Here is a 12,591-nt window from a genome sequence, read left to right on the forward strand (position 1 = left end):
AAAAGCTACCTCCACCATTCTATATTCATAGTAACATATAGAAGTTCTTACATATGTGAAGTTTATCCTCAGAACTAGCAATCACTAGAAAAATCAACTCAGTTTGTGATAAAATAGTCCTATGAGAATTCAACAGTTACACTATATTATCAAAATTGTCGAGACTGGTAGCATGAATGAGGCTGCCAAGCAGCTTTTCATTACTCAGCCTAGTTTGTCTAATGCTGTGCGGGATTTGGAAAACGAAATGGGTATCGAGATTTTCATTCGCAATCCAAAAGGAATTACCTTGACCAAGGACGGCATGGAGTTTCTTTCTTATGCTCGGCAGGTAGTTGAGCAGACTCAGCTTCTAGAGGAGCGATACAAAAACCCTGTCGCCCACCGCGAGCTTTTCAGCGTTTCTGCCCAGCACTATGCTTTTGTGGTCAATGCCTTTGTCTCCCTGCTTAAAAAAAGCGATATGGAGAAATACGAGCTCTTCCTGCGGGAAACTCGGACTTGGGAAATTATTGACGACGTAAAAAACTTCCGCAGCGAAATCGGCGTCCTCTTTCTCAATAGCTACAACCGCGATGTCCTATCCAAGATGCTGGATGACAATCATCTGATTGCCACTCATCTCTTCACAGCTCAACCCCATATCTTTGTCAGCAAATCCAATCCGCTGGCCAAGAAAAAGCTGGTTCAATTATCTGACTTAGAAAACTTCCCCTACCTCAGCTATGACCAAGGAACTCACAACTCCTTCTACTTTTCTGAGGAAATTCTCTCTCAGGAACACCATAAAAAATCAATCGTCGTCAGCGACCGTGCAACACTCTTTAATCTTTTAATTGGTCTGGATGGCTACACAATTGCAACCGGTATCCTCAACAGCAACCTCAACGGAGATAATATCGTGTCAATCCCACTGGACATCGATGATCCGATTGAACTGGTTTACATCCAGCACGAAAAAGCTAGCCTATCCAAAATGGGAGAACGATTCATTGAGTATCTGATTGAGGAAGTGAAGTTTGATAAATGAACTGCAAAAAACACCTGAAAAAGCTATCTCAGGTGTTTTTTCTATTGTTTCAACTTCCCCAACACTTCTCCGATCTTACCCTCAATGACTAGATCTGCCTGACTATCCTGAGGGATGCTGGTCTTGTTGATAACGACCAGATGCTTACCTGCAAAGTACTGAATAAGGCTGGCTGCGGGATAGACGACTAAGGAAGTGCCACCAATTATCAGCAGGTCTGCTTGCTGAATAGCTTGAGCTGCCTGCTGGAAAACTTCCATATCTAGAGGTTCTTCATAGAGAGTCACATCTGGTTTGACAATACCGCCACAGTCAAGGCAGCAAGGAATGGTACCGGCCAGAGCCAGAAAGCCATCCAAATCATAGAATCGCTGACAATGCAGACAGTAATTTCTATCCGCACTACCATGAAGCTTGAGAACCTTTTTCGAACCGGTCATTTCATGCAAGCTATCGATATTCTGAGTTACCACAGCCTTGATCTTGCCTGTCTTCTCCAAGTCTGCCAAGTAGGCATGTGCCGCATTGGGCTTAGCATCTGGATAGAGCAGGTACTTCTTGTAAAAGTCAAAAAACTCCTGCGGATAGCGCTCAAACATAGTATGAGAAACCAGCTGCTCTGCTGTAAAATGCTGTCCTAGCTTAACGCTATATATCCCATCTGAACTGCGGAAGTCTGGAATATTGGACTCCGTCGAAACACCCGCCCCACCGAAAAAGACGATATTCTGACTTTGGTCTATCAATTCTTGCAGCCTTGCAATCTTATCCATCCTGCTACTCCTTATAAGAGACTTTCTATTACCGCATTTGCTCGGTCGAAGTAAAAAGGTTCCCTCTGGTAGACAATGCCTGTCTCCTGCGCCAAATCAACCAGAAGCTCCATAAAGTGCTGAGATGAGAAACCTGTCGTCCTGTGCAATTCTTCCTCATCAAAAGACTTAATAAGATGAGCCAGCGGATTGCGAACTGACTTTTCTAACTCTCTTAGCTGCTGTGCTGATTCCTTGACAGATTCGGACAAATTCAACTGCAAAATCATCTCCGTCAAACTAGAAGAATTGACCGTGCTTTCCGCATGAAAATTTTGCAGGTCAGGATTATCAGAATGTCGCATCTTTTCAAACTTCCAACGGTCGTAGCTTGCTCCTCGAGAGTTATGAATATAGCAGTCAATGTCCGGTATTTGCATGCGAATCAGCCGCATAAAAATCCGATAAATAGCTGGACTGACAGCTCGGATAAAATCAATCAGCTGCTCATTTCTTAGCTTGGCTTCTAGATCATAAAGGTAATTGACCAGCTGTTCATCCGCTTCATTTTCATGGTAAAAAAGCTGAAAATCAGCTAGGTCAGACCCAGTGATTTCCAACTTTAGATTCATCATAGATTGGATATTGAGCTCTCTTCGCTCCGCTAAGGCCTCAAGAAGAAGGACCAAGTCAGACTGGACACTGCTTCCTGCTCGCTCAGCCAGCTTATACGCATAAGCATAGTCATAGCGGGAAATAGCAAAGAGAATGGCTTCTTTGACATCTACTTTCATGCTTCTGCAATCAAGGTTTCCAAACCAACCTTCATCATATCGGTAAAGGTATTTTGGCGTTCTTCAGCTGTCGTATCCTCTTCAGGATTGACCAAGCTGTCAGAAATAGTCATGATAGCAAGAGCGTCCACACGGTGTTGAGCTGCCAAATAGTAAAGAGCTGCCGCTTCCATTTCAACTGCCTTAACCCCCCACTTACCAAGCTCGATATTCTTTTCAAAGTAGTTTGAATAAAAGACATCAGACGACAAGACGTTTCCAACATGGGTTGTCATACCAAGACCTTTGGCGATATGGTAAGCCTTATCTAACAAATCAAAGCTAGCAATTTGCGGAAAATCATACTGTGGCCAGTCATTACGGATAATGTTGGAGTTAGTTGCAGCTGCCTGCGCCAGTACTAATTCACGGACATGGACATCCTCATTTAACGAACCCGCAGTTCCTACACGGATCAGCTTTTTCACACCGTAGTCAACAATCAACTCACGCGCGTAGATAGAGATTGAGGGCATTCCCATCCCCGTTCCCATAACAGAAACACGCTGGCCTTTATAAGTACCAGTGTAGCCGAACATATTGCGGACTTCATTAAAGCAAACAGCATCTTCCAGGAAATTCTCCGCAATAAACTTAGCCCGAAGCGGATCACCTGGAAGAAGAATTTTATCAGCAATCTCGCCTTGTTTAGCAGCAATATGAATAGACATAGTTAAGATACCAAACCCGTCAAAAGCAAAGGGAAAATAGGAGATGGTCGCAGTGAGCGATGCTCGCAAGACCAACTATCTTTTTCCCACCGCTTTTAGGGTGGGTTCAATTCCTTTCTTTCTTAATTTTAATATTCCATAGAAAGGCTAGTTCGGATTCAATTACAAACTCAGACACTACGCCTTTCAACATTTTTTTTACAATTCAGCAAGTGTTTCTTTAAGCAGTCGTTTAAAATCACCTTTGACACGTTCTGTTACTTCAACCACTTCCTCATGATTAAGCTCTTCTTGGAAACCAGCAGCAAAGTTTGTAATGCATGAAATTCCAAGGACTTTCAAACCAGAATGTGCTGCTACAATCACTTCAGGAACAGTAGACATGCCGACTGCATCCGCCCCAAGCGTCTTATAAGCACGGATTTCTGCTGGCGTTTCATAAGTTGGGCCAGTTACACCGATATAGACACCCTCATCTAGCTTGATACCAAACTTATCAGCAACTTTGTGAGCGACGGCACGGTATTCTGGAGTGTAAGATTTAGACATATCAGGGAAACGTGGACCAAATTCATCCAAGTTTTCACCGATCAAAGGATTTTGACCAGTCATATTGATGTGGTCAGTGATCGCCATAAGCGTACCAGGACCATAGCCGATACCGCCGGCAGCATTGGTCACAATAACACCTGTCGCACCAAGAGCCTTCATCACACGCACTGGGAAAGTAACGATGTCTAAAGGATTTCCTTCATAGAAATGGAAACGGCCTTGCAGTGCCAAGACTTTCCGTCCTGCCAAGTCTCCATAGACTAATTTCCCAGCGTGGCCAACAACAGTCGAGCGGCCCCAGTTTGGAATATCCGCATAGTCAAGACTAACGGCATTTTCGATTTCAGAAGCCAATTCTCCCAAACCAGATCCCAAAATCAGACCAAATTCAGGTTCTGTCATACCTTTTTCTTTTAAGAAGGCTGCTGTTTCTTTGATTTTTTCTGATAAGCTTGTCATAAAATATTTTCCTCACTCTCCTATTACGCTTATACCAATTTATCCAGGAAGCTTTCACCAATCATCGCCTTGTCCACTCCGAAGTTTTCAGCAACGGTAGCTGAGATATCTGCAAAGTGTCCGACAGGAATATGACCATGACCGCTCAGCGATTTTCCGAAGATCAAAAGCGGAATGTACTCACGAGTGTGGTCGGTTCCGGCATAGGTTGGGTCATTACCATGGTCAGCAGTAATCATGAGCAGATCATCTTCACGCATATTTTCAATGATTTCTGGGATGCGAGCATCAAACTCTTCTAGGCAGTCACGGTAGCCATGTGGATCACGGCGGTGACCATAAAGAGCATCAAAGTCTACTAGGTTAGTAAATGAGAAACCTTCTTTGAAGTTTTCGTCTTGCAGGGCTTTGACCAAAGTATCTACACCATGATTGTTAGACTTATTGTGTCCCATGTCATGGTTAATTCCAGCGCCGTTGAAGATGTCATTTATCTTACCAACAGAATAAGTATTAATTCCAGCTTCATTGAGCTTATCAAGTACAGTTGAATTAAACGGAGAAACGGCATAGTCGTGACGGTTGGCTGTACGAGTGAAGTTGCCTGGCTCACCTACATAAGGACGAGCGATAATACGTCCCAGAAGTGCAGGGCGTTCCAAGGTAATAGAGCGGGCGAACTCACAGATGCGATAGAGCTCTTCCAAAGGAATCACTTCTTCGTGTGCCGCGATTTGCAATACTGGGTCTGCAGAGGTGTAGATAATCAGCTCGCCTGTTTCCATCTGACGAGGACCAAAGTCATCAATAACTGCTGTACCAGAGTATGGCTTGTTAGCCTCACGAATGATCTTGCGACCAGAAAACTCTTCAATCTGAGTCAGGATTTCTTCTGGGAAGCCATTCCAGAAAGTATCAAAAGGCTCAGTAATATTGAGACCCATGATTTCCCAGTGTCCTGTCATCGTGTCTTTTCCAAGAGATACTTCTTCCAGCTTGGTATAGTAACCACTAGGATTTTCTTCTTGAGGAACGGTCTTCAAAGGAGCAGGACGCTCGATATTTCCCAGGCCGATCTTAGCCATGTTTGGCACATTCAGTCCTACCGTTTTGGAAATATGTCCCAGAGTATCTGAAGCACCATCTGGTACCCCTGCATTGACAAAATTATTAGCATCTGGTGCAGCACCGATACCAACTGAGTCCATGACTACCAAGTGAATACGATTAAATTTTGGCATAAAATACCTCTTTCTATTTATTAGCCTCTAAAACTTGAAGACCCGATTTTCCAGCAACAATGACCTTGTCTACCATTTGATTAAACAGTCCATGCTCCACTACGCCCACTACATGATCTAGTTCTTGCGCAAACTCAACTGGATTTTCAATCACACCTAAATCTAAGTCGATAATGAAATTCTGCATGTCCGTAACAAAACGCTGACCGTCCTTCTGACGAAAGGCTGGCTTATAGCCCGCACGCTCAAAGCGACGAAAGAGCTGCTCAGCACCGTACTGAACAACTTCTACTGGTAGCTTGAAGGCACCTAGCTTCTCGACCATCTTACTTTCATCAACCACCCAGATATAGTGCTTTGTAGACACCGCTACGACTTTCTCCATGAGAAGCGCGCCACCACCGCCCTTAATACCGTTAAAGGCTGCGTCAACCTCATCAGCACCATCAACTGTCACATCAACCAAGTCAACTTCATCAATGGATTTGAGCGGAATACCTAAACCTTCCGCCTGTTTACTAGTGATACTGGAAGTCGTAACAGCTGTAATCTGTAGTCCTTCTTCCTTGATACGCCGACCAATCTCTTCGACAAAATAATAAGCGGTCGAACCCGTCCCGAGACCAACTATCATCCCGCTTTGGACAAATTCAGCGGCCTTGATTCCTGCCAGTTTCTTTAGATTTTCCATAGCACCTCCTCAAATCACACTACTTTTATTATATCATGATTCTCACTAACATGAAAGTGTTTTCTTTACCAGACTTAAATTTCATTCCTTTGGCTTGATAATCGAAAGCCTTGCTCCTCCTTGATTTTTGCGTTACAATTAGAGTAATTGATTTTAAACACAAGGAAAAATGCAATATGATTACCAGAGAATTTGATACAATCGCTGCGATTTCTACACCTCTTGGCGAAGGAGCCATCGGTATCGTTAGACTAAGCGGAACTGACAGCTTTGCTATTGCCCAAAAAATCTTCAAAGGGAAGAATCTAAGCAAAGTGGAAAGCCACACGCTCAACTACGGCCATATCGTCGACCCTCAAAATCAGGAAATTCTGGATGAGGTTATGCTTGGTGCCATGCGCTCTCCAAAGACCTTCACGCGCGAGGATATCATCGAGATTAACACTCACGGTGGAATTGCGGTTACTAATGAAATTTTGCAGCTGGCTATCCGAGAGGGGGCTAGAATGGCTGAGCCTGGTGAGTTTACCAAGCGGGCTTTTCTCAATGGGCGCGTAGATTTGACTCAGGCTGAGGCTGTCATGGACATCATCCGCGCCAAGACTGATAAAGCCATGAACAATGCTGTCAAGCAGCTGGATGGCTCTCTTTCCGACCTTATCAACAATACCCGTCAGGAAATTCTCAACACTTTGGCTCAGGTCGAGGTCAACATTGACTATCCGGAGTACGACGATGTGGAAGAGATGACGACCCAGTTGATGCGAGAGAAAACGGCTGAGTTCGAGGCACTCCTAAGCAACCTCCTCAATACTGCACGACGAGGCAAGATTTTGCGCGAAGGCATTTCCACTGCTATCATCGGTCGGCCTAATGTTGGCAAGTCCAGCCTGCTCAACAATCTCCTGCGCGAGGACAAGGCCATTGTGACTGATATCGAGGGTACGACTCGGGATGTGATTGAGGAGTATGTCAATATCAAGGGTGTGCCGCTCAAGCTCATTGATACAGCAGGAATTCGGGAAACCGATGACCTTGTAGAACAAATTGGAGTTGAGCGCTCTAAAAAAGCTCTGCAGGAAGCAGACTTGGTCCTCTTAGTTCTCAATGCCAGCGAGCCTCTGACGGATCAGGACAAACAATTGCTCGAAATCAGCCAAGACAGCAATCGCATCGTCCTGCTTAACAAGACTGACCTTGAAGAAAAGATTGAGCTGGACCAGCTGCCAGCAGATGCTATCAAGATTTCTGTCCTCCACAATCAAAATATCGATAAAATTGAAGAACGCATCAATCAGCTCTTCTTTGAAAATGCTGGTATCGTCGAGCAAGATGCTACCTACCTATCCAACGCCCGCCACATTTCCTTGATTGAAAAAGCCCTAGAAAGCCTGCAAGCCGTCAACCAAGGCTTGGAAATGGGTATGCCGGTTGACCTTCTCCAAGTCGATATGACTCGCACTTGGGAAATCCTCGGCGAAATCACTGGTGACGCCGCACCAGACGAACTCATCACCCAACTCTTCAGCCAATTCTGCTTGGGGAAATAGAGAAACAAGAGACCTAAAATTTAGGTCTCTTTTCGAATGCAGTATATTCGATTATTTTTAATAGCATTTCGTACATTATTAGTTCTCTACTTCGCTCTCCTCTAGAAAGCTAAATATAGGAAGCGACCGTAAAAGCTCGCTACTTCCTTCACCGCTTCCGCATTTCAATCCACGCTCCCGTGAAGGGAGCGACAAAGCACGAACTCGGCGGCATTCTAAACGTCGTCATTTCAATCCACTCTCCCGTGAAGGGAGCGACTTGCTTTCTAGCGACAATGAGCCGTTTAGACTTGCAATTTCAATCCACGCTCCCGTGAAGGGAGCGACTGCTTGATTTCACTTCTAGGACTTTGAGCAGACCAATTTCAATCCACGCTCCCGTGAAGGGAGCGACTTCAGGACAGTTTTCATGCCAGAGACACCAGCACATTTCAATCCACGCTCCCGTGAAGGGAGCGACCGGACGGAGAGGATATGGATTACTTTGTAGTTCAATTTCAATCCACGCTCCCGTGAAGGGAGCGACGAAGTATATCCGTCTTTCGATGAGAAGCTGCCTATTTCAATCCACGCTCCCGTGAAGGGAGCGACTAGTGACATTGTGACGCAGCTAGCCTATATTTTAATTTCAATCCACGCTCCCGTGAAGGGAGCGACGTACTCCATTTAGCTTCATGTCAAGGAACACCTATTTCAATCCACGCTCCCGTGAAGGGAGCGACGCTAAACGGCTACAAGTGCAGGAACGACTTACTCAGATTTCAATCCACGCTCCCGTGAAGGGAGCGACCCGTTGCTGCTCATGACGGCGCGCGTGTCCGTCCAATTTCAATCCACGCTCCCGTGAAGGGAGCGACACCAACCAACGGGTAAATCTTTAGCACCATCTAAAATTTCAATCCACGCTCCCGTGAAGGGAGCGACTTTATTCAGAGGGTGTTCCTTAAAGTAGTCATTATTTCAATCCACGCTCCCGTGAAGGGAGCGACATAGTCAGTGGATCGATAGCTTGCCCCTTATCAATTTCAATCCACGCTCCCGTGAAGGGAGCGACGAGCAGATAAGGTTCAAGAAATTAAACCTACAACAATTTCAATCCACGCTCCCGTGAAGGGAGCGACATCAAAAGAGATTGATTTAGAGCAAATAAATATTATTTCAATCCACGCTCCCGTGAAGGGAGCGACCTAACATAGATTACCCCCTAATTATTTTTACGAATTTCAATCCACGCTCCCGTGAAGGGAGCGACCACAATGATGTCTTTAAAAGCTCGCTTTATCTTTCATTTCAATCCACGCTCCCGTGAAGGGAGCGACGAGCCTGCAGATTGACTGATCATTTTCTCTGGATGATTTCAATCCACGCTCCCGTGAAGGGAGCGACATTTTTGTCAAATTTCCACCCCTCTCATCCTGTTGCATTTCAATCCACGCTCCCGTGAAGGGAGCGACAGATTTAATCGCACCGCCGATAGATTTGATAACTATTTCAATCCACGCTCCCGTGAAGGGAGCGACGGCATTTCTGCCTGACCTACAAATTTACCATACTTATTTCAATCCACGCTCCCGTGAAGGGAGCGACGGAAAAGTTGAGCTCCCAAGTATTGAATAGCATTTATTTCAATCCACGCTCCCGTGAAGGGAGCGACCTTAACTACAGGATTACCTTCTTTATCACGAACAATAATTTCAATCCACGCTCCCGTGAAGGGAGCGACCCTTGTCCATATATTCAGTATCAAGCATAGGTTCAATTTCAATCCACGCTCCCGTGAAGGGAGCGACTATCTATGACAAGCCAGTAGTGGTACTTGTTGATATTTCAATCCACGCTCCCGTGAAGGGAGCGACCAGATAGGAAGCTGGTTGAGCGAGATTTTATTGAATTTCAATCCACGCTCCCGTGAAGGGAGCGACGAAAGGTGATTTTCTTGTTAGGGTTTACGAGAAAGATTTCAATCCACGCTCCCGTGAAGGGAGCGACAAAGCGATCGAGACCTTTTCCAAGCATACAAAAATTTCAATCCACGCTCCCGTGAAGGGAGCGACCCACATATTATTATGATAAGTACTTGGAACTAAAGATTTCAATCCACGCTCCCGTGAAGGGAGCGACATGATAAAAGTAAAGACGAATACGGATACTTCGATTTCAATCCACGCTCCCGTGAAGGGAGCGACGCGGATCCAGGAACACCTTGTACACAGCAGCCATATTTCAATCCACGCTCCCGTGAAGGGAGCGACAGCCATGGGTATGCGAGCAGTGTTTGCGACCATTGAATTTCAATCCACGCTCCCGTGAAGGGAGCGACGCTCGTAGTGTTAATGTTTATGAGGTGATTTTTTTATTTCAATCCACGCTCCCGTGAAGGGAGCGACACGTCTCGAGTAGGAGACTGTGGCGCATAGCCATTAATTTCAATCCACGCTCCCGTGAAGGGAGCGACTGATGATAGCAAGCTGATATCTACCATTGAGCAATTTCAATCCACGCTCCCGTGAAGGGAGCGACTACAGGTTCACCACTGATGATGGGGTTGACACGATTTCAATCCACGCTCCCGTGAAGGGAGCGACTTAATTCCTCGTTTAAGTCTGTTAAATGTACTTATTTCAATCCACGCTCCCGTGAAGGGAGCGACTCCTGCATAATTGATCCCTTCTGATTGACTAGTAATTTCAATCCACGCTCCCGTGAAGGGAGCGACCTGACTTAAAAATGCCAGAAATAATGTTATTAAATTTCAATCCACGCTCCCGTGAAGGGAGCGACAAAAAATGGTACAAGATTATTTAGCTGCTGGAAAATTTCAATCCACGCTCCCGTGAAGGGAGCGACTTAATGTTATGAGTGCCCCCAGAACAGCACCATAATTTCAATCCACGCTCCCGTGAAGGGAGCGACGTCGCTGTACGTCAAGGAACTGGAAGATGCGTGTATTTCAATCCACGCTCCCGTGAAGGGAGCGACGGTGGGATAAGCTTTTATCTTGGTTGTTGTATGATATTTCAATCCACGCTCCCGTGAAGGGAGCGACTATTATGCTGCAGGGGGTGTCAATACAATGGTTAATTTCAATCCACGCTCCCGTGAAGGGAGCGACATGCGACAAATACGCAATATATTTCAACGGATACATTTCAATCCACGCTCCCGTGAAGGGAGCGACCGAGCTGTTCGGCGTCAAGACCTACCCGACTTTATTTCAATCCACGCTCCCGTGAAGGGAGCGACACAAGACAGTCACAATCTCGGCAGACCTCACAGATTTCAATCCACGCTCCCGTGAAGGGAGCGACGGGACGACCCCCGCGAGATTTTCGACAATACCAATTTCAATCCACGCTCCCGTGAAGGGAGCGACATTTAAGCAACGAATAGGCTTCGTTTGATAGTTGATTTCAATCCACGCTCCCGTGAAGGGAGCGACTGCGTCCTTTCGCTTGCGCTCGATAGCTTCAATATTTCAATCCACGCTCCCGTGAAGGGAGCGACCATTAGCCCGCTTGTAGGTTTCTACGCCGTACAAATTTCAATCCACGCTCCCGTGAAGGGAGCGACGACTATCCGTTCAATGAGACGGCAGATATTATTTTATTTCAATCCACGCTCCCGTGAAGGGAGCGACACAACGAAAAAGGGAGAGCTGACACAATGACCCAATTTCAATCCACGCTCCCGTGAAGGGAGCGACATTGATTTCTTCCAAAACCTCCCCGACTTCTGCATTTCAATCCACGCTCCCGTGAAGGGAGCGACCTGCGCCGTATTCCCAACGCTGGATCGTGGCTTTGTATTTCAATCCACGCTCCCGTGAAGGGAGCGACTTCCTTACTTGCTAAATACTTTCACGCTGAAAATAATTTCAATCCACGCTCCCGTGAAGGGAGCGACCTGCTTCGTTCAAGTAGCTTTCAAACTTGGTAGAATTTCAATCCACGCTCCCGTGAAGGGAGCGACCGTATTCCCATTATTTAAGCTCCAGCTCATAGGAATTTCAATCCACGCTCCCGTGAAGGGAGCGACACAATCCCTGCGCCGCATACTTGCGGGCGTACGATATTTCAATCCACGCTCCCGTGAAGGGAGCGACAAGGGGCGCTAAGTGCGCCCGTTATGCGTTGTCATATTTCAATCCACGCTCCCGTGAAGGGAGCGACGACCTTTTGGCTAAGTGTTGGTAAGTCTGTCTATATTTCAATCCACGCTCCCGTGAAGGGAGCGACTTACCTCGGGTTTGGTCTTGCACCAGCTAGACGTATTTCAATCCACGCTCCCGTGAAGGGAGCGACACGACTAGGAGGAAACGACATGACAAAAGACGAACTATTTCAATCCACGCTCCCGTGAAGGGAGCGACAGCGCGTAGTTGCACTGTTTTAGGCAAAAATTATGTTTCAAGGAAAGAAAACTCTTCCAGAATTTTGAAATTTTACCTTATTTTTGTTTATTTTTCGCGCGAAAGCCCTACTTTTTTATGAGTAACCACTATTCGCACTAAGCAATTTAAAGGAGTAATACACCTATATCGGGATCATAACTCGTATCACGTCCAATCGTTTCTAGACGATTTTGCCAGTTCTTACCTAGCAAATAAAAACGAATACTGTCAGACTCAGTGTCAATAATACTCAAAAGCTTAGCCTTTATTTCTACAAATTCTGCAGGAGTTACTGAGCATTCAAAGACTGAATTCTGAACGCGTTGACCGTAATCAACACATAATTTTGCTACATGACGCAGTCTTTTCCTGCCTTGTGCAGTTTCAGTATTCACATCATATGTTACTAATACCATCATAAA

General features: G+C 45.7%; 9 protein-coding genes and 1 CRISPR repeat array. Of the genes, 2 read left to right on the forward strand and 7 right to left on the reverse strand.

From position 1 onward, the window contains the following. Window positions 1-121 precede the first annotated feature (121 nt). The gene (locus J1C86_RS06020) at window positions 122-1,030 is read left to right on the forward strand and encodes a LysR family transcriptional regulator (RefSeq protein WP_002897493.1); all 909 of its coding nucleotides are present in this window, start codon (window positions 122-124) and stop codon (window positions 1,028-1,030) included. Window positions 1,031-1,071: 41 nt separating this feature from the next. On the opposite strand, the gene J1C86_RS06025 is transcribed toward J1C86_RS06020, so the two are convergent. From J1C86_RS06025 to rpiA, 6 genes are all read right to left on the reverse strand, one after another. After that, the gene (locus tag J1C86_RS06025; protein ID WP_125407043.1) at window positions 1,072-1,803 is read right to left on the reverse strand and encodes an NAD-dependent protein deacylase; all 732 of its coding nucleotides are present in this window, start codon (window positions 1,801-1,803) and stop codon (window positions 1,072-1,074) included. An 11-nt stretch (window positions 1,804-1,814) separates the two neighbouring features. Then, window positions 1,815-2,576: a hypothetical protein gene (locus J1C86_RS06030; RefSeq protein WP_125407040.1), complete on the reverse strand. Its 762-nt coding sequence runs from the start codon at window positions 2,574-2,576 to the stop codon at window positions 1,815-1,817. Next, window positions 2,573-3,286 carry a purine-nucleoside phosphorylase gene (gene deoD, locus J1C86_RS06035; protein WP_185755777.1) on the reverse strand — a complete coding sequence of 238 codons (714 nt, stop codon included), beginning with the start codon at window positions 3,284-3,286 and terminating at the stop codon, window positions 2,573-2,575. The genes J1C86_RS06030 and deoD overlap by 4 nt, the downstream gene beginning before the upstream one ends. Window positions 3,287-3,484: 198 nt before the next feature. Next, window positions 3,485-4,297, reverse strand: a complete 813-nt coding sequence (locus tag J1C86_RS06040) for a purine-nucleoside phosphorylase (RefSeq protein ID WP_125409293.1) — start codon at window positions 4,295-4,297, stop codon at window positions 3,485-3,487. A 29-nt stretch (window positions 4,298-4,326) separates the two neighbouring features. Beyond that, a complete protein-coding gene (locus tag J1C86_RS06045) occupies window positions 4,327-5,538 on the reverse strand; it encodes a phosphopentomutase (RefSeq protein ID WP_125409291.1) in 1,212 nt (403 codons plus the stop codon). Window positions 5,539-5,551: 13 nt separating this feature from the next. Beyond that, window positions 5,552-6,229, reverse strand: a complete 678-nt coding sequence (rpiA, locus tag J1C86_RS06050; RefSeq protein WP_125409289.1) for a ribose-5-phosphate isomerase RpiA — start codon at window positions 6,227-6,229, stop codon at window positions 5,552-5,554. A 176-nt stretch (window positions 6,230-6,405) separates the two neighbouring features. Between rpiA and mnmE the strand changes: the two genes are divergently transcribed. Beyond that, window positions 6,406-7,779, forward strand: a complete 1,374-nt coding sequence (mnmE, locus tag J1C86_RS06055; RefSeq protein ID WP_125407025.1) for a tRNA uridine-5-carboxymethylaminomethyl(34) synthesis GTPase MnmE — start codon at window positions 6,406-6,408, stop codon at window positions 7,777-7,779. Between the two features lie 161 nt (window positions 7,780-7,940). Further along, window positions 7,941-12,148: a CRISPR direct-repeat array (repeat unit 32 nt; unit sequence ATTTCAATCCACGCTCCCGTGAAGGGAGCGAC). A 146-nt stretch (window positions 12,149-12,294) separates the two neighbouring features. Here the strand turns inward: mnmE and cas2 are convergent. Continuing rightward, entirely contained in the window at window positions 12,295-12,588 is a 294-nt protein-coding gene (gene cas2 / locus J1C86_RS06060; protein ID WP_002930608.1) for a CRISPR-associated endonuclease Cas2, read from the reverse strand. Window positions 12,589-12,591: the final 3 nt, after the last annotated feature.

The organism is Streptococcus sanguinis, assembly GCF_050220005.1.
Taxonomy (GTDB): Bacteria; Bacillota; Bacilli; order Lactobacillales; family Streptococcaceae; genus Streptococcus; species Streptococcus sanguinis_Z.